Raw genomic sequence first — 17,971 nt, 5'->3', positions numbered from 1 at the left:
TCAACACCACACCTACAAGGGGAGCTGTCGAGAGAGCCCGCAGGAACGCATCTATCGGACTTCTCACCAATCAACCCTGGCACTCAATCATGGCAACCACCGGAAGATCGTCATCTTGCCAACGCGTCAGCATTCCGGCGTTAATCTCGTCGGCGGCCTCTCCCTTTTAAGGGCACCTCGAATAACGCGAGGTTTTCGTTGAATCCCGCCGCCAAACAATGACAGCGACCGAACTCGGTTCAATTTCTCCGGCAAATCACCGCTTTTCTCTGCGGTGTCGCTCCGTTTTCTCTTCGAATCGCCCGGGAAATCGGCGATTCGGCCCATTTCGGGCGTCAGAAAGCCTCGATTCCGGCCTTCTGGAAGTACACCAGCCGCTTCAGGTTGTAGCAGGCGGCCATCATCGTCATCGCAAAGTTCGCTCGCGCCTGGCCGATCGTGCGGATCAGCTTGCCACCCATCTGATCGATGGCCGCGAACACGTGCTCGACACGGGCGCGCGTCTTGGCGATGCGATGGTTACGCCCTTGCTGACACTCAGACAGCGGCTTGTTGCGCGTACCCTTTCTCTGAATCTGGTTCCGGTAACCCTTGTCCTTCAACCAGTCTTCACGCCCCTTGGACGTGTAGCCCCGGTCCGCATAGACGTCTCGGCTCGTGTTCAGGGTGTAGAACACGCTCTCGAAGTGCTGGCTGTCGTGGATGCTGGCCGTACCCGTCTCGATCTTGCGGATGACCTTGTACTTCTTGTCGACGTTGATCGAGAGCTTGTAGCCGAAGTGACTCTTGCCGTGCTTCTTGGTCCAGGTGGCATCGGTGTCTTTCTGGCGCCGTTTGGCCGGTTTCCAGTCGGCCGGCATCGCCCCTTCCTTGACGAGCTTGTTCTCTTCACGGCTGTTGCGTTGCTTGGGCGCGGGCACCAGCGTGGCGTCGATGATCTGACCACCGCGGGCGATGAAACCGCGCTTGAGCAGTTGGGCCGACACGCCGTCGAACAGGACCTTCGCGCCGGCTTCACCGATGCGATTCTCGAACGTCCACATCGTCGTTCGATCCGGAATATTGATCGCGCTGGCCAACCCGCAGAAGCGCTTGTAGCTCATCCGGTCAAGCAACTGATACTCCATCTGTTCATCCGACAGGTTGTACAGCCGCTTCAACACCAGAATGCGTACCATCGTCTCGGTCGGATACGGCGGACGACCGCCTTGCGGACTCACCGGACGCGGCGCCACCCGATCCACTTCCGCCGCCAACGCCCCGAAGTCGATGTACGACTCGATTTCGGCCAGTGGATCTCCGAGCGTGTCGATCTTCTTGCGGTGATGCTCGTCGGCGAACAGGTCGGTCTTGATGGCGGTGCGTTTCTTCATGGCTGGTGGCAGAGAACGAAATCAGGACAATCCAATTTTACCAATCACAGAGGTGCCGAGGTTTTTCGAGGCGCCCTTAAGGACTCGTAAAACTCTCTCTCACGCACGTACACGCACGTACTGGTCGCAAGATGAAGCTCTCTGAGGACCTAGATTGGTCAGGCGGCACGTAACCGGTCACTGAGCGGCGTTCTTTTTCCGCTCGCGCCCACGCGGAACAATCCCTCCCATGTTCATGAGGGAGGAGCCGGCAGTGACTAGGGCGACAGCGACCAACAACAAGTGGCGGCGGCGTAGCCGTCAGGAATGGCAAGCAGTCATCGCGCGGTTTGCCGAGAGTGGCCTGGGGATCGAGCCGTTCTGCACCCGCGAGGGGCTCAGCGAGTCGAGCTTCCGGCGCTGGCGTAGCCTGCTGGGCGAGCCCAGTACGCAGTCCGCCGCGCCGGCGATGGAGCGGATCGGCTTCGTCGACGCCGGCACGCTCAAACTCGGCGGCACGGGTCGCCTCGAGCTCCGACTCGATCTGGGCGAGGGCGTGATCCTTCACCTGTCGCGCGGCTGATGTTCTTCCCCGAAGGCGCGGTCCGGGTCCATGTTTATGGCCAGCCGGTCGACATGCGCAAATCCTTCGATGGCCTGTACGCGCTCACCCGCCAGGCGCTCGGCTGCGATCCGCTGTCGGGCGAGCTGTTCGTGTTCATCAACCGGCGCGGCACGCAGATGAAGGTGCTGTACTGGGACCGCACTGGGTTCTGCGTATGGGCCAAGCGCCTCGAGCAGGGGCGCTTCGTGTCGAACTGGACGCATGTGAGCACGCGTCAGACGGACTGGACCGGGCTCAAGCTGCTGCTCGAAGGCATCGAGCCGGTCCGCTACAAGCGCCGGTTCCGACTGTCCGCAAACGCCGTGCAACCCGCATGAATGCTGGGCTCTACGGTAAAATGTGCGCTATGTCCGCACCGCACTGCACCCCTGTTCCGACCCTTGCCGAGGCCGCCCAGTGGGCGCCCGAGCAGATCGTCGAACTGGCCCAGGCGAACATCGCCTTGCAGCGCGACATGGATGCGATGCGGCTTGAGTTTGCGGCGCTCAAGCATCAGCTCGAGTGGTTCCGCCGCCAGCTCTTCGGCCAGAAGAGCGAGAAACGCGTGGTTTCACCCGACCCGGCGCAGTTGCATCTGGGCGAGCTACCGATCCCCGACACGCAGCCCGATGTCCCCGGCAAGACCGTGGCGGGACACACCCGCCGTGCGTCGCGCACCGACTACGCACAGGACAAGGACGAATCGGCGCTGTTCTTCGACGAGACGCGCGTCCCGGTCGAGACCATCACGCTCGCCAACCCCGAGACCGAGGGGCTTGCCGCCGACCAGTTCGAGGTGATCGGCGAGAAGGTCAGCCATCGCCTGGCGCAGCGCCCGGGCAGCTACGTGATCCTCAAGTACGTGCGCCCGGTCATCAAGCGCCGCGACACGCAGACGATCCACTGCCCAGCGGCGCCCGTCGGGGTGATCGAGGGCAGCCGCGCCGACGTGAGTTTCCTGGTCGGGCTGCTGCTCGACAAGTTCGCCTGGCACCTGCCGCTGTACCGCCAGCATCAGCGCCTGGCTGACGCTGGCATCACGGTCAGCCGCGCCTGGCTCACGCAACTGGCTGCGCAGGCGGCCGCGCTGCTCACGCCGATCTACGAGGCGCAGCTCGCGTCGATCCGTGCCAGTCGCGTCAAGGCCATGGACGAAACCCCGATCAAGGCCGGCCGTGCCGGCCCGGGCAAGATGAAGGCCTGCTACTTCTGGCCGGTGTATGGCGAACTGCACGAGATCTGCTTCCCGTTCTTCGACAGCCGCGCCCACAGCAACGTCGAGAAGGTGCTCGGGCTCAAGCCCACCGAAGGGGGTGTGCTGCTCTCGGACGGCTACGGCGCCTACGAGACCTACGCGAGCAAGACCGGGCTCACGCACGCGCAGTGCTGGACGCACTGCCGGCGCGAATTCATCCACGCAGAAGCGGCCGAGCCAGCGCTGGCGGCCAAGGCGCTCGAGTTCATCGGCGCGCTCTACGCGGTCGAAGCGAAGATCCGCGACGACAAGCTCAAGGGCGAGGCCAAGCGCGAGTACCGGCTCGATCACGCCCGCCCGATCGTGGCGGCCTTCTTCACCTGGGTACAGGAGCGCCTGGACGCGCAGGGGCTGCTGCCGAGCAGCCCGCTGACCAAGGCGCTGATCTACGCGCACAAGCGACGGGCGGCACTGGAAGTGTTCCTGGCCGACCCGGATGTGCCGATCGATACCAACCACCTCGAACGGGCGCTAAGGCCGATTCCGCTGGGTCGCAAAAACTGGATGTTCAGCTGGACCGAGCTCGGCGCCCAGCACGTTGGCGTCGTCCAGAGCCTGATTGCGACCTGTCGGCTGCATGAGCTCGATCCCTACGACTATCTCGTCGACGTACTGCAGCGCGTCGCCCAGCACCCGGCCGCCGACGTCGCGCAGCTCACGCCCAGACTGTGGAAGCAGCACTTCGGGAAAGCGCCGTTGCGCTCGGATATCTCAAGCCGCGCTGCGTAGCAACGACGCCGCTGGGTGAGCGCTTACGGCGGCACTACCTTTATGGACTCGGAAATCTAAAGCTTCCTTTGCACCTAGTAACGGAATACTGAGTACACCCCCAGAACGCTTTCCATTTATCATCAGACCGCGGTCGAACTAACCTCATTGGCGCGCCACACTTAGGACACAAGGGGGCTGATTTAGTGGCTTCAACTTTCTCTTTATGCTGTTTACGCTTTAGGGTTACTACGTTACCGCTCCACATGCCCCATGTCGCAGCCCTTCTTTCGGAGAGCATGTCCCATCTAGCCCTCCATCTACCCCTATTCCGAGTAACGCCCAAAACTTCGGCTAGCAGCGGACCGGTTTCCTCAGCGAGTTGTTGCGGCCCCTCTGTCGCACTCCCACATGCAGGGCACTCAACCTTGATGCGGTTCTTATCGCCATTTAGCCGGAATTGGACTCCGGTCTCGCCGCAGCTGGGGCAACAGAAGCCATAGACCATCGCCAATTCGCGCAATTCGTCTAGTGAGACAAGTTCCAGCCGCCGGAGGTGGGCAGGGCAATCGCACCTTCATGTCATAACCCCAAGCAGCTCGGCGCGAAATTCGTCAATCGTCGCCGCCAGCATGCGCTTGGACTTGATGCTCGCCTTGCGCGTCGTGTTGAGCCGCAGCAGGTTCATCGCGATGTGACGAACGATGGCGAAATTGTTGGCGGCGTAGCCGCTGCGCACCCGTGATTGATCCTCGTTAAACTGCACATCCAGACACCAGTGAAGCCGATTCTCCACCTCCCAGTGACTGCGCACGGCCCGAGCGATGCGCTCGGCGTCGGCGGGCAGGCTGCTGATGTAGAAGACGCGCTCGGTGCTGGTGTGATCGCCCACGGTGCGAATGCGCTCGACCACCGCGAAACTGGCCATATCCAGCCAGTCCTCGGACTTGTAGAGGCGGTCGATCGCGGCGTAGGCGCGGCATCGGCGGATTTCGATGCGGCCGTGGTCCTTGATCATGGTCTCGTGGGTCGAACTCGGCGTCAGCGGCCCTCGCGGATCGATGTCGGCGAACAAGATCGAGTCGTGCAGGTTCGGATGGTTCTCCTTCACGCACAGCACGTAATGCGCGCCGCGCTCGCGGATCGTGCGGGCGATCTTCGTCTGGGTGCCCATCGCGTCGATCGTCACCACGCAGCCCTCGATCGCCAACTTGGCAAGCAGTTCGGGAATCGCGGTGATCTCGTTCGACTTCTCGGCGGTCGCCGTCTGGCCCAGCACGACGCCCATGCCCGCCGCAAACGCGCTCACCAGGTGCAACGGGCTGGCGTCGGTCCTGCCCTTGCCGCCCGAGCGCCGGCTCGTCTTGCCGTCGATCGCCACGACCGTATCCCCGGCCAGCGCCGGCACCACCATGCCCACCCAGCGCCGGAACGCGGACTCGAACTCGTCGGGCGCGATCAGGCCGAACACGCGTCCGATCGTGTCGTGAGACGGGATGCCATGCTCAAGCTTCATGAAGCCTCGCAACCAGTCGATCTTGGCCTCGGCCCACAACTCGATGTCGACGAAGTCGTCGACACCCGAGAGCACCGCGCACACCGCCACCGTCAGCAACTCGGCCAGGTCGTGGCGCGCATGCCGCGCGCTGCGCGGGTCGGAAATCGAGACGAACACCTGCGTCAGCGGCATGATGTTTCCTGCCTTCATGGGATGCCCAAAAAGGTAGGAAACTACACACTTTATGACAATGTGAACAGAGGTCTCGCAAGGTCATGAAAGTTAAAGAGTTATTGATTGGGGCTATGCGAAGTCGGTGCGATTGCCCTGCGGAGGTGGGCACGTACTTGATAACTTCCACCGTCTACCCGATTGCTTCTTTCGTGAGCGGAAACGAGTGTAAAGTATCTCGTCTTGATCTCGCCCCAAATCCTTTCGTGACCCTTTTCTGGCTCTAAGGCATGATGAAAATCGCACAGTGAAACGAGGTTTTCTGGCGAGTGCGGGCCACCTTCTCCGACTGGACGGATATGGTGAACATGCAACCCTAGCCGTGATGGACAACCCGTTACTTGGCAGCGATTCGAGTCTTTGCCTAGCACTACCGACCGAAGATACTTCCAGAATGGCGGATATCCAGGCCAGTGATTAAAAACCCTAAGAATCTGGCGATCTCGTTCCGTCAAAATAGCTGCTGGATCATGAAAGTGCTTAAGTGCCGGCTCCGACGGAACCGGGTTTTCATTTTCCCACTGAGCCTTTCTAACCAACCACTGTTCATACTTCTTCTTTTTTGCAGAACTGCCGGAATAGCCGACCACCAGAAGAGCAGCGGTCAAGACTAGGAGCGCAGGATTGGCAAGCGCGAAAAGCAGAGACACCCAGCCAACGAGCACCAAAACGCTTCCTTCCGATTTGCACTCAAATCTATTCCGAAATCCTTCCCACGCAAGCCTCCGCGCCTCGGTCTCCACAACGAACTGACGACGCAGCAATTCGTATCTCTCTGGATATGAAATCAAAGCCACGTCGGAGTAACACTTCTGGCAAAGGAACGATTTGTCGTTCAATAGAATGCCGTGCGAAGTATGATTTCCGCACAGGATGCAGGGCGACCTTGCATCAGTAATGAAATTTGCGTTGTACGCCTCATTCCGTTCGACAAGCCGCGCAAAATTCACACGACTCAGAAACTTTGACGGATTGAACTCGGAATGCCAGCTCTCGGTATTCATTTCACCGCCAATTATCACTAATTTCTGTTGGCATGCTAATTAACTAGGCGATTGCATTAGCGAAGAAACCCCTGCTATGAGCGTTTGCGCCAGTCCCAAGGCGGTATTGGATCTCTATCTGCCCAGAGTCCGCGACCTACACCGCGCGCCTCGTCCTGCAGGCGGTAGAGCATCTTGTCCTTCACGTAGCGGTCATACACCCACGCCATGCCGCGACGCACCTGAGCGGCGTTTGCATCGACGCCAGCACAGGTAACGCGGCCGACAACACGTTTGTACCGATCCACATCGACGACGCGCACCTCGGCGCGCTTCTCGTGGTATAGCTCGCCCAGCGACTGCCGGGCGCGATTACCGAACGGCTGCCGTTTCTCCGGCGCCACACCCAAGTATCGACATGATGGACAAGTTGGGTTATCTACAAAATCAGATACTTAACGCCCTTTTACGCGTCCATCGAGTGCCTCAAGCTAATGGACAAATCAAGACGTAACTGTCCATTTTCGGATGGGGCCTCCAGAATGCTCTGGCTTTTAGTCTGGGCGGACGTCATAGGTGGGAAGTGGTGTGCGGTGATGGTGTTAGAGCGCTACAACACAGCGTTTCGAAGCAAGGAAGAAACGGGATAGAGGGTTGTGCAGCCCCGCCATCCAATCAGTGCTCACGCAGCACAGTGAGCAGGTCTGCGGCCTGCTTGTCCGTGCCGTACGCAAGGTGAAGCAAGAGCTGAACCGTTCGGGGGATGGCTCGCCCGGATTCATATCGGGAGCCTCCTGACTGGGTTACATTGATCTTGCTCCAAAACTGGGTCTGATTCAGGCGCAGCTTGCCTCGTGACGCGTCACGTCGTCGCCCGTCTTGAAACGGAGCGTTGGCTTCTTCTTGGGCTTTGTGGTGCCCCCTATTCCATTCGTCATATCCACTGTCCTCGTGCTGCTATCAATAAGCGCATGTCATGGCGCCCTCGTACTGATGCATACGAGAACATGAAAGTCAGGACGGGCTGCGTGCAGCGCACCGGTAGGGGCTGAGATGTCCGATCGTCCGGCCTCTCAGTGGCGATAAGGCCTGAGATGTGGCGAATGCAGGGGCATGTGCGAAGCGATCCCGCTGCAGCCTAAACGGTCCTCAGCCTTGTATCCCGGGAAGTCTCCGAAGAACCGTGTCGCTGTCACCGGCCACTTCAGGGGCGTTGATCACCACGAACGTAATCGTCGACCTCTTCGTGGCCGACCACAACGAACTCACTCGCGGCGTCACAAATCGGCGGCATCGAAGTTCAGCAACTCCGAGGGCGGTAGCCCCAGTGTTTCAGCCAACCGGCAGATGTTGAGGAGAGCGATGTTCCGCTGTCCTCGCTCGACGCCGCCCAGGTAGCTCCGTGCTAGGCCGCTCTCAAGCGCAAGGTGCTCCTGAGACCACCCGCGCTGGCGACGCAGCCTTGCCAGATGCTTGCCGAACTGAATTCTGGGATCGAGGGAGTGCACGTGTGGCCGTCAAGTCGATTTCGGCCGATGCTATGAACTGGCACTCTATGAGGCCACGCGCTATGAGTGACAACACGCGCGGCGCGCCGTACTATCCCACGTCATCACCCCCTAGCTGACAGACTGTGGTCCAGAACCCGAGCGGAGTCGCACTACTAAGGAAGTTGCGTGCCCATCTGCACCAGAGGGAGCACGAGGCCTTTCTGATAGCTTTCCGTTCCCCTCCGTTGCAGGCGCTGGCTAAGGTCGATGACTACGTCAAGGCGCTGGGCGGGGAGGCGCTGTGTCTCCTCATTGAGGATTGCGCGCAACCCCCAAAGCCCTTGCTAAGAGCCTACGAGACCTTTCTGCTTGCCGGAACTCTGCTTGCGCCTCACGAGGTCATTCTGGAACTCGCCGCACGACTCAAGTCGAAGACCTTGCAGTTGTTGGGGGAGCGCAACCGGTTGCTTGAGAATCGGCTCTCTCGCGCACAGACTCGCCAACCGTCGCCTCGATCGCGTCACCAGGATCTGGCGGGACCTGTACTCGAAGTGCGCCGCTTCGTGCAGAGCACCTTCATGGAGTTTGCGCCCCTCTCGGCCGCCGAGACCGCGGGGAGACGGAGATCGGTCTTTCGAAGTGACCAAGAGCGCACCTTCCTTCAGGCGTTGGCGCTTCGCTTTCCAGCCTTCATGGCACTACCCAACTATCCGTTGGACCAAGTGGCGGACGTCTCAAACATGAAGCACCTGCTTGGCGAAAAAGTCTGGGCATATGGTCGGCAATGTCGCCTTGATGCTGTCCTAGTGGTCCCCGATGATGGTCGCCCGGTCGCCGCCTTTGAACTTGACAGCGCCTACCACGACCAGCCAAAGGATCGCGTTCGCGATGAGATGAAGAATGCGATTTTTCGCCTACTTGGCATGCCCTTCTTCCGACTGCGGGTCGAGTCTCCAGGCTCAATGCGGAGTGATGAGTGGTATGCGCTTTTGACGGAGGAGGTTGTGCCCCACCTCAATCCAGGGCCACCTCTACGTTCCACGGCTTTCTAGGCGTGAATGTACCCTGCCCTGCAATTACGCGCAGGTACAGCGCGTCGCCGAATAGTTTCAGCCCAAGCTCCTAGTCGACCAGCGCCGACCACCTCAAGAAGTCTTACGGGCCCGCCCAACACCAGGCTAACTTCTCAGCTCACCCCAGAGCCAGTAACAGGGGTTCTTGCAGCTCGCAAAGATGATCACGGCGTGGCACGCCCGCGCGACACTGCCGTAACCGTCCGAGCAACCCCGTAGTTCCCGGTCAGCGCTGAATCGCCGATCGTTGCGGCTCCCGAACTCACTTCTGGAGAGCGACGATGATGGAGCAGGACAGACTGATGGCGCTGGAAGAACCACCGGCTCAGCATCGTGACGAGGTGGCCGTTCAGCGGCGGACACATCGCGACGATGCATTCTGGTGCTCGCATGAGCAGCAGCGGCGCCGGCAAGGCTTGAGCATTCCGCAGTATTGCCAGGCCACCGGCCTGGCGCTGTCGACGTTCCGGCACCGCATCAAGCGCCTGGCCGCTGCCGAGGCAGGGTCGGCAGTGGGCGAAGCCGGCGGCCGCTTCATCGCGCTCGTGCAGCCAGCCTCCTCGGGGCAGGTCGATGCGATGCAGATCGAAGTCGTGCTGCCCGCGTCGATGACGCTGCGCCTGCACGGGGCGGCTGCGCGGAAGGTGCTCGATCGCGTGCTGGCGCGGCTACCGTGATCCTGTCCTCGGCGATCCGCGCCCACGTCTATAGCGAAGCGGTGGACATGAGGAAGTCGATCGATGGGCTCGCGCAGATCGTGTCGCGTTGCATGGGCGTGAACCCGCTCTCGGGTCAGGTGTTCGTGTTCATCGGCCGGCGCCGCGACAAGGCCAAGCTCCTGGTGTGGGACCGTCATGGGTTCTGGGTGCTTTACAAGCGCCTGGAGCGCGGGCGTTTCACCGACCCCGCGCGGCTGTCGGCTGAGGGCCTGGCGATGAGCGAGTTGCTGGCCTGGCTCGATGGTATCGATCTGTCGCGGACACGCCGCCTGGCGCCGGTGGCGGCCAGCGTCGTGGGGTAAGTCGCGGCCGCGTGGGCAATCGGTGATTCACCGCATTCACCCGAGGTGCCGGTGCTGGCATGCTCATGGCCCATGAACCTGCCTGCCCCGATCGATCGCGCCAGCCTGCCCACGGAGGTTGCTCCGCTGCAGGATCTGGTGCTCGAGCTGGGGCAGCAGATGCAGGCGATGCGTGCGCAGTTCGACGCCCAGCTCGATACCCTGCGTCACCAGCTGGTCGAGTTGCGGCGACGCCTGTTCGGGCCCCGCAGCGAGGTGATCCACCTCGGGCAGGCAGAACTGTGGTCCGACCCGGTACAGATCCCCGTACCGAGTGAGGAGCGGCGCGAGGTCGGCGCTCACACCCGGCGCAAGGGCGGGCGGCCGGCGATCAGCCCGGATCTGCCGCGCCGGCGCGTCGAGCACGACCTCTCCGATGCCGAGAAGGCCGGCTACGCCTCGCTCGAGCGCATCGGCGAGGAGGTCTCGGAGTTGCTCGAGTACATCCCCGCCCGGCTCGAAGTGATCCAGAACGTGCGCCTGAAGTACCGCTGCGAGAGCGCCGACGGCCGCAGTACCGTGCGCACTGCTACGGCCCAGGGCTCGCCGCTGCTCAGGAGCAACGCCGGCGCCGGGCTGCTCGCCCACGTGATGGTGTCGAAATACCTCGATCACTGCCCGCTGGCGCGACAGTCGCGGATCTTTGCGCGCCAAGGCGTTGCCCTGTCACGTCAGACGCTGTGCGACTGGGTGCTCGATGCGACCGAGTTGCTCGCCGTGTTGATGCCCGCCCTGCAGCGCCACGTACTCGCGAGCCCGGTGATCTTCACCGACGACACCACGCTGTCCCTTCAGGCCCCGGGCAAGACGATCACCGCCCGGATGTGGGTGTATCTGGCCGGCGGGCAGCAGAAGGACGATGGGGGCCAGTGGCAGCAGGTGGCTCCGGCCGCCCTTTACGACTTCACGGCCGATCGGTCCGGGACACACCCGCGCCGGATCCTGGGCGCGTGGCGCGGCTACCTGCAGGCCGACGACTACAGCGGCTACCACGCCAGCTTCCGCGAGGGCGTCACCCATGTGGCGTGCTGGGCGCATGTGCGGCGCAAGTTCTTCGATGTTCTCAAGGCGGCCCCCAAGGGGGCGCCGCCGGGGCTGGCCGATGACGCGTTGCGCTTCATCGGGCTGATCTACCGCATCGAGCGTCGCCTGGGCGAGGCCGACCCGGACGTGCGCCTGCGCGTGCGCCAAGGGCGCACCCGACGTGTGCTGAACGCGTTCCACCGCTGGCTCACCCATCACCAGCCGACGCTGCTGCCGCGCTCGCCGCTGGGACGTGCGTTTGCCTACGCGCTGTCGAACTGGACAGCGCTCACCGTGTTTGCCGACAGTGGCCTGCTCGCGCCGGACAACAATACCGCCGAGCGGGCGATGCGCCCGGTGGCGATCTCGAGGAAGAACTGGCTGTTTGCCGGAAGTCCACGTGGCGGACGGGCCGCTGCCGTGGCACTCTCGCTGATCGAGACGGCGCGGTTGAACGGTATTGAGCCCTACGCTTACCTGAAGGATGTGCTCACGCGCCTGCCTGGCCACCGTATGGACCGGCTCGACGAACTGCTGCCGATGAACTGGAAGCCTGCGCCCTGATGGATCCCGCCACCCTCGAAGCCCTCAACCGCGCAAGCTCGCTCGAACTGTTCCACCTGTCGCGCGTGATCGAGCGCCTGATGTCGGATCCGTCGCGGATCGTGCAGATCCGGCTGCATCTGCACCTGGGGCAAAGGGTGCGCTTCGTGGACGGGAAAGCACCGGGCGCTGCGCTGCAACTGCGCAGCGGCACCGTGGTGGCGATGAAGGACACCCAGCTCACGGTGCAGGATGACGCCACCCGTGCAACCTGGACGCTACCCTACGCGGCAATCGAACTCCCGGACGACAGCCGGGCAGTGCCCCAGGCGCCCACGCCCAAGCCCGCCCAACGTCCCACCCGCGAGGACTTCCGCGTCGGCGATCGCGTCAGCTTCGAGGATCGCCATCTGCAGACGCGCATCGGCACCATCGTGCGCATCAATCAGAAGACGGCCAGCGTCGACTGCGAGAACGAGCCCGGCTGGCGCGTGTCGTTCGGACTGCTCAGGCACGTCGTCGACCTCTGAAGCCCTCGGCACCGCCGGGGAACGGGGTTGCTCGGACGGTTACACACTGCCGGCCTTTGTCCGCGCACACGGCATCAACCGAGAACAGTCATCCCACGATCCCAGCCGCGCGCGGGATGACCAATTGAACGTCCTCTCCCGTCCAAACGGCACGTCCGCTTAGCATGCGGGCACTGTCGCCCTGGTTCCACAATTCTAAGGGAATATCCTCGATCACGTCCTCGACGAAAACGTGCGTACCCGGCTCGAGGTCTTTTGGAACTACGTAGGCGGCAAGCGGGAACGGTCGGTCAGGCCGCACCCAAAACCAATCAGCTACCTGCTCCCAGGGTGACCGACCGTCGGACTGAATCTCGCGCTGATTTTCGGAGGGGGGAAATCCATCTCGATAATCCCCAGACCACCACAGTCGCCCAGTCACCGAGTGCCGATAGTGAGCATGGTCACTGCTGCTGATGGCTTTTGCCGGCGGGATGATCAAGCAGCGTGATGGCGGAGGGGGGATCCCCCTCAGGGAACTTGAACAAACGAACCCCTCGGGGGAGTCTCTGGTTACCAAGCCTAATAGGGCGGATCGGACGAAACAACTTTTCCAGAACTCACCGCCTGGTTCTGCGCATCAGCCATCTGCGCATGACCCCGTGAGAAACCGTTCAGAGCTCTGACCGCCGGCTCGATCCATTCGAGTGCGCTGTTGTATCCACCGCCAGAATCGCTGAAGGGGTTTGCCTCTCCGAAATCCCATGCCATAGGGATCGCTTGTCGGGCAAACAGATTCCGTAGCGAAGCCGTGCGGGCCGAACCCCCGGTCGATGCCTTTGTTCCCACAGGGCCGCTGTCCCAGGTACAAAGGGCGTTGTTCCGATCGGAGAAACGGCTGATACCCAAAGCGAGGAATACGCCCACTGCCTCCGCATAAGCGGCTGCACCGGATCCGCCTTGCTCAAGACTCCTCCCATGGTCAAACAGTCCAGCGCCGACAGCGTCCCGCTCGACCCGCTCGCGAACCTCATCGACCAGATCCGAAAACGTCGTTAATGCGACGAGTTGCCGGTCCGTGAACAGGTCACCCCAAGTCGTAAGACCATAGGGAGTACAGTTGCCACCGGTCATACGCGAGGCAATCTCACCCTCTGGTTTCCACGTCGGCTTGGCCGAGCGAGCCGCAGCTTCATGCTGAGCGGTCGGCGCAAGGTAAACACGACTACGTTGCCCCTCCGCCACAACCGCCATCAGTCGCGCACCCATTCGTCCGGCCCGCCCTTCGCTCTTAACGTAGTCGCCAGAAATGGGGGTTCCGGACATCAGGCACGAAAAGTTTGCTCGCGCCAGTTTTGTCCCATTCTTCGCTGCCGCTGGATTACCAGGTCTACCTGCCCTCACCGTGAACCGGTAACTGCTCCCCTCGATCACTGGCTCAACATAGGCTTCCTTCCCGGCCTTGGTCGACAAAACGAAGGTCGAGGCCAGCGGTACGTCGACCTGCGCAAAAGCAGGGTTGGGGCTCTTGACCGTGCGGGCCCAGAGCCAAGCAATCACGGTTGTTGGCGCCGGCCGAAAACTGACCACCTATCGGGGTGAATTCCGGCTTAAAACTGACCAGGGTGCTTAACCTCTCTGCCTCATTTTGAGGCAGAGGAACAGAGGTGATCACCATGGAAATGCTGGGCAAGGTCAGAAGGATGCATTACCGGGACGGGCTGTCCCGCTCGGAGATTGCGCGCCGCACGGGGCTGTCGCGCACGACGGTGAGGAAATGGCTCGGGGAGGCCAAAGCGGCCGAGCCCCGTTACCGTCGCTCGAAGGCGCCGGGCAAGCTCGCGGCCTTCGAGGCCACGGTGGTGGGCTGGCTGGAAGCCGATGCCCAGCGCCCGAAGCGGGAGCGACGGACGGCGCAGGCGATGCTCGCGCAACTGAAGGCACAGGGCTTCGAGGGCAGTTACACGCTCCTGACCGATTTCATCCGCGCCTGGCGTAGCCGCAAGGGAACGAACGACCCAGGGCGAGCTTTTGTGCCGCTGAAGTTCGAACTGGGCGAAGCGTTTCAGTTCGACTGGAGCGAGGAGCGGTTGGTCATCGGTGGGGTGTGGCGCAAGCTGCAGGTGGCGCACCTGAAGCTGTGTGCGAGCCACGCGTTCGTGCTGGTGGCCTACCCGAGTCAAGCCCACGAGATGCTGTTCGACGCGCACACGCGCAGTTTCGAGGCACTCGGCGGCATTGCCCGGCGCGGCATCTATGACAACATGAAGACCGCGGTCGACAAGGTCAAGAAGGGCAAGGGCCGGGTGGTGAATGCCCGTTTTTATGCGATGTGCTCGCACTACCTCTTCGATCCGGACTTCTGCAACGTCGCGAGCGGCTGGGAAAAGGGCATTGTCGAGAAGAACGTGCAGGACAGCCGGCGGCGGATCTGGCAACAGGCAGGCGAAGAGCGCTTTGGCTCGATGGCCGAACTCAACACCTGGCTGCTGGCGCGTTGCCGCAGCCTGTGGCAGGAATTACGCCATCCGCAGTACGCGCTGACGGTTGCCGAGATGCTCGAGCACGAGCAGGCCCATCTGATGCCGATGATCGCGCCCTTCGATGGGTATGTGGAAGCGCCAGGGCGGGTGTCGAGCACTTGCCTGGTGACGGCGGACCGCAATCACTACTCGGTGCCGTGCGAGTGGGCGGGCAAGCTGATCAGCAAGCGCTTCTACCCGGAGCGCATCGAGTTCGTGTTCGACGAGGTGGTCGTGGCCAGCCACCCGCGTCTCTTTGATCGCGAGCAGACCCGCTACGACTGGCGCCACTACCTGCCGCTACTCGAACGCAAACCGGGTGCGCTGCGTAATGGCGCACCGTTTGCCGAGATGCCCACCGCACTACTTCGGTTGCAGCGTTTGCTGCTGCGTCGCGACGGTGGCGATCGGGTGATGAGTCAGGTGCTCACGATGGTCCCCAAGGTCGGTCTGGAGCCGGTGTTGGTGGCCGTGGAACTGGTACTGGACTCCGGCATGGTCAGCATCGAGCACGTGCTCAATGTGATCGCACGGCTGAACCAGGCGCCCCTGCCGGAATCGGTCGAAACGAGCCTCGAACTCAAAGCGCTGCCGCTGGCCGACACGGGGCGCTACGACAGCCTGCGCGAACGACAGGAGGCCGATCATGCGTGATATCGGCGCGGAACTGAAAAGCCTGCGTTTGTTCGGCATGGCCACCGCCTGGAACGAGATCAGCGCCGACGACGGTGCGGCGGTACAGAGCGCACGCTGGCTGATTGAGCAACTGCTGCAGGCCGAAGGCACCGATCGTGCGATGCGTTCGATCCGCTACCAGATGAGTGCGGCGCGTTTCCCGGTGCACCGGGATCTGGCCGGGTTCGACTTCGAGCAGTCGTGCGTCGAGCGCAGGCTGATCAGCGAACTGAGCGATCTGGGCTTTGCCGACCAGGCCCACAACGTCGTGTTCGTTGGCGGGCCGGGCACCGGCAAGACGCATCTGGCGACCGCACTGGGCATCTCAGGCGTCACCCGTCATGGGCGGCGGGTGCGGTTCTACTCCACCGTGGACCTGGTCAATGCGCTCGAACAGGAGAAGGCCGCCGGCAAGGCCGGGCGTATCGCGCTGTCGCTACGCAACGTCGATCTGGTCATCCTGGATGAACTGGGTTACCTGCCGTTCAGCCAGGCCGGTGGTGCCTTGCTCTTCCACCTGCTCTCCAAGCTCTATGAACACACCAGCGTGATGATCACGACCAATCTCACCTTTGGCGAGTGGGCAAGCGTGTTCGGTGACGCGAAGATGACCACGGCCTTGCTCGACCGCCTGACCCACCACTGCCACATCATCGAGACTGGCAACGATTCCTGGCGCTTCCAGCACAGCAATGCGGCAGCCAAGTCACGCATCCAGTCGCGGGAGAAGGCCCGGCGGGCCGCGCCGCCAAGTGAGGCCGAAGCATCTGAGCCGTTCTGAGTCGGCGCCGCGCGGGGGAATCTGCTTCGGGCTACGCCCTTCGCAGATTCCCCCGCGCCACATCACCCGCTCGAGCACATCGAAACGTGAGTCAGGAGGAAATTCCCAACCCAGAATCCGCTACACTTATCCACAGTCGCCGCAATGACAGGCGGCTATAAGCCCTGGTCAGAATTCAACCGGAACACCTGGTCAGTATTGGACCGGCGCCAACATACGCCAGCTTGCGTGACGCACGCTTGCCCAGGCCGGTGTGCGATCGGTTCTTTGTGCGCGAGGACGGCCACGCGGTCAATCAGGCAGCCATCCGCTACGCACTGCAGACGCTGTGTCGGCAACTGGGTTGGCGGCCTCGTGGCGACTATCCCCATCATCGACTGCACGACTTGCGGCACACCTTCGTCGTGCGTGCCACGCTGCGCTTCTACCAGCAAGGCATCGATGTCGATCGAGCGGTCCTGGCTCTCTCTACCTACATCGGTCATGCGAAGGTCAGCGATACCTACTGGTACTTCACTGGCATTCCCGAACTGATGGCCATCGCCGCTGAACGTTTCGAGCGTTACGCAGAGGGAGCACCGCAATGAACGCCTTGCTCACCGAGCCCACCGAATTCGCCTCCTTGCTCCAGCGGTTCTTTGCCGAACGGTTGCTACAGCAGAAGAATGCCAGCCCGCGAACGATTGCCGCCTACCGCGACACCTTCCGGTTGCTGTTCGGCTATGCCGAAAGAGAAAGGGGAACGCCGCCGGCCAAGCTGACGCTGAACGACTTCGATTCGACGCTGACCCTCGACTTCCTGACCTATCTGGAAACGGAGCGTCGTAATACGGTGCGCAGCCGCAACGCACGATTGGCCGCTGTTCGCGCCTTTGCCCATTACGTCGCGCTGCAATGCCCACCAGCCTTGCATCTCATGCAGCAGATCCTGGCGATCCCAATGAAGCGTTTCGAGAAACCCCTCCTCGGGTTTCTCTCCCGCGACGAGGTTCAAGCGCTCCTCGCTGCCCCAGACACCACGACCTGGTGCGGTCTGCGCGATCGGATGATGCTCACGCTGCTCTACAACAGCGGCGCCCGCGTCTCCGAAATGATCGGCATCCGGGTCGCCGACGTCACCCTCGCAACCACGTCATCGGTGCGCCTGCATGGCAAAGGCCGCAAGCAACGAACCGTCCCCCTCTGGAAAGAGACTGCTGCCGAAATCCGGCGTTGGTTGGCGTATGCGGATCTGAAGGCCGAGCACCCACTCGTACCGACCCGCAAGGGCCTGCCGATGACACGCACGAATGTGGCTGAACGGCTTGCCCTCGCGGTCAGTGAAGCGACAGAACGATGTCCTCAACTACAAGGTCGCCGCATCTCGCCACACACATTGCGCCATACGACCGCAATGCACTTGCTACAGGCTGGCGTCGATCTCACTGTCATCGCCCTGTGGCTGGGGCACGAAAGCCCAGTCACCACCCACGGATACGTCGAGGCCGATCTCGCCATGAAGGAGCGTGCGCTGGCCACCATCGCACCGCCCGGGGCGAAACGCCAACGCTATCGCCCAACTGACGCCGTCCTCAAGTTCCTCGAAAGCCTCTGAAATTATGCAAAGCCAAACACGTGATCTTCCGCAGAGAACAGCACTCGAGGCCGAAGGGCTTGCATAATCG

General features: G+C 62.1%; 19 protein-coding genes. 12 read left to right on the top strand and 7 right to left on the bottom strand.

The window, feature by feature from the left end; all coding sequences use genetic code 11:
- Window positions 1-335 precede the first annotated feature (335 nt).
- Window positions 336-1,373, bottom strand: coding sequence for an IS5 family transposase (locus LQF09_RS02695; RefSeq protein WP_270067868.1), 1,038 nt, complete (start codon window positions 1,371-1,373; stop codon window positions 336-338).
- 253 nt (window positions 1,374-1,626) lie between these two features.
- Between LQF09_RS02695 and tnpA (LQF09_RS02690) the strand changes: the two genes are divergently transcribed.
- The 3 genes from tnpA (LQF09_RS02690) to tnpC (LQF09_RS02680) are packed head-to-tail and all read left to right on the top strand — an operon-like array spanning window position 1,627 to window position 3,940.
- Window positions 1,627-1,935, top strand: a complete 309-nt coding sequence (gene tnpA, locus LQF09_RS02690; protein WP_333482882.1) for an IS66 family insertion sequence element accessory protein TnpA — start codon at window positions 1,627-1,629, stop codon at window positions 1,933-1,935.
- Complete coding sequence (gene tnpB, locus LQF09_RS02685) at window positions 1,935-2,294, top strand: IS66 family insertion sequence element accessory protein TnpB (protein ID WP_270068870.1); 360 nt, start codon at window positions 1,935-1,937, stop codon at window positions 2,292-2,294. Before tnpA (LQF09_RS02690) ends, tnpB (LQF09_RS02685) begins: the two co-directional genes overlap by 1 nt.
- A 29-nt stretch (window positions 2,295-2,323) precedes the next feature.
- Window positions 2,324-3,940 (top strand): IS66 family transposase, encoded by a 1,617-nt coding sequence (gene tnpC, locus LQF09_RS02680; RefSeq protein ID WP_270069126.1) that lies wholly within the window; start codon window positions 2,324-2,326, stop codon window positions 3,938-3,940.
- Between the two features lie 556 nt (window positions 3,941-4,496).
- On the opposite strand, the gene LQF09_RS02675 is transcribed toward tnpC (LQF09_RS02680), so the two are convergent.
- The 5 genes from LQF09_RS02675 to LQF09_RS02660 all read right to left on the bottom strand — a co-directional run bounded on the left by LQF09_RS02675 (window position 4,497) and on the right by LQF09_RS02660 (window position 8,139).
- Entirely contained in the window at window positions 4,497-5,627 is a 1,131-nt protein-coding gene (locus LQF09_RS02675) for an ISAs1 family transposase (protein ID WP_270068686.1), read from the bottom strand.
- An 80-nt stretch (window positions 5,628-5,707) separates the two neighbouring features.
- A complete protein-coding gene (locus LQF09_RS02670) occupies window positions 5,708-6,652 on the bottom strand; it encodes an HNH endonuclease (protein WP_270069125.1) in 945 nt (314 codons plus the stop codon).
- A 74-nt stretch (window positions 6,653-6,726) separates the two neighbouring features.
- Window positions 6,727-7,035 (bottom strand): thermonuclease family protein, encoded by a 309-nt coding sequence (locus LQF09_RS02665; RefSeq protein WP_270069124.1) that lies wholly within the window; start codon window positions 7,033-7,035, stop codon window positions 6,727-6,729.
- Between the two features lie 271 nt (window positions 7,036-7,306).
- Window positions 7,307-7,444 carry a hypothetical protein gene (locus tag LQF09_RS19680; protein ID WP_443081786.1) on the bottom strand — a complete coding sequence of 46 codons (138 nt, stop codon included), beginning with the start codon at window positions 7,442-7,444 and terminating at the stop codon, window positions 7,307-7,309.
- A gap of 464 nt (window positions 7,445-7,908) precedes the next feature.
- Window positions 7,909-8,139, bottom strand: coding sequence for a helix-turn-helix domain-containing protein (locus LQF09_RS02660; RefSeq protein ID WP_270069123.1), 231 nt, complete (start codon window positions 8,137-8,139; stop codon window positions 7,909-7,911).
- Between the two features lie 164 nt (window positions 8,140-8,303).
- Here LQF09_RS02660 and LQF09_RS02655 point away from each other — a divergent pair, with 164 nt between their 5' ends.
- The 5 genes from LQF09_RS02655 (at window position 8,304) to LQF09_RS02635 (ending at window position 12,350) form a co-directional block, all read left to right on the top strand.
- A complete protein-coding gene (locus LQF09_RS02655) occupies window positions 8,304-9,173 on the top strand; it encodes a DUF2726 domain-containing protein (RefSeq protein ID WP_270069122.1) in 870 nt (289 codons plus the stop codon).
- Between the two features lie 302 nt (window positions 9,174-9,475).
- The gene (gene tnpA / locus LQF09_RS02650) at window positions 9,476-9,871 is read left to right on the top strand and encodes an IS66 family insertion sequence element accessory protein TnpA (protein ID WP_181853543.1); all 396 of its coding nucleotides are present in this window, start codon (window positions 9,476-9,478) and stop codon (window positions 9,869-9,871) included.
- Window positions 9,868-10,215, top strand: a complete 348-nt coding sequence (gene tnpB / locus LQF09_RS02645; RefSeq protein ID WP_181853532.1) for an IS66 family insertion sequence element accessory protein TnpB — start codon at window positions 9,868-9,870, stop codon at window positions 10,213-10,215. The genes tnpA (LQF09_RS02650) and tnpB (LQF09_RS02645) overlap by 4 nt, the downstream gene beginning before the upstream one ends.
- Window positions 10,216-10,287: 72 nt before the next feature.
- Window positions 10,288-11,841 carry an IS66 family transposase gene (gene tnpC, locus LQF09_RS02640; protein WP_181853531.1) on the top strand — a complete coding sequence of 518 codons (1,554 nt, stop codon included), beginning with the start codon at window positions 10,288-10,290 and terminating at the stop codon, window positions 11,839-11,841.
- Window positions 11,841-12,350: a hypothetical protein gene (locus LQF09_RS02635; protein ID WP_270069121.1), complete on the top strand. Its 510-nt coding sequence runs from the start codon at window positions 11,841-11,843 to the stop codon at window positions 12,348-12,350. Before tnpC (LQF09_RS02640) ends, LQF09_RS02635 begins: the two co-directional genes overlap by 1 nt.
- Window positions 12,351-12,911: 561 nt before the next feature.
- Here the strand turns inward: LQF09_RS02635 and LQF09_RS02630 are convergent.
- Window positions 12,912-13,889 (bottom strand): hypothetical protein, encoded by a 978-nt coding sequence (locus tag LQF09_RS02630; RefSeq protein ID WP_270069120.1) that lies wholly within the window; start codon window positions 13,887-13,889, stop codon window positions 12,912-12,914.
- Window positions 13,890-14,005: 116 nt separating this feature from the next.
- Between LQF09_RS02630 and istA the strand changes: the two genes are divergently transcribed.
- From istA to LQF09_RS02610, 4 genes are all read left to right on the top strand, one after another.
- Window positions 14,006-15,505: an IS21 family transposase gene (gene istA, locus LQF09_RS02625; RefSeq protein WP_270069911.1), complete on the top strand. Its 1,500-nt coding sequence runs from the start codon at window positions 14,006-14,008 to the stop codon at window positions 15,503-15,505.
- Window positions 15,498-16,307 (top strand): IS21-like element helper ATPase IstB, encoded by an 810-nt coding sequence (istB, locus tag LQF09_RS02620; protein WP_270069119.1) that lies wholly within the window; start codon window positions 15,498-15,500, stop codon window positions 16,305-16,307. Before istA ends, istB begins: the two co-directional genes overlap by 8 nt.
- 224 nt (window positions 16,308-16,531) lie before the next feature.
- Window positions 16,532-16,894, top strand: coding sequence for a hypothetical protein (locus LQF09_RS02615; RefSeq protein WP_270069118.1), 363 nt, complete (start codon window positions 16,532-16,534; stop codon window positions 16,892-16,894).
- Entirely contained in the window at window positions 16,891-17,901 is a 1,011-nt protein-coding gene (locus LQF09_RS02610; RefSeq protein ID WP_270069117.1) for a site-specific integrase, read from the top strand. Before LQF09_RS02615 ends, LQF09_RS02610 begins: the two co-directional genes overlap by 4 nt.
- Window positions 17,902-17,971 lie beyond the last annotated feature (70 nt).

Origin of the sequence: Thauera sp. WB-2 (genome assembly GCF_027594845.1) — a bacterium.
GTDB lineage: Bacteria > Pseudomonadota > Gammaproteobacteria > Burkholderiales > Rhodocyclaceae > Thauera > Thauera mechernichensis.
Note: the sequence above shows the minus strand (reverse complement) of the source record. Positions and strands in the feature narration are given on the sequence as shown.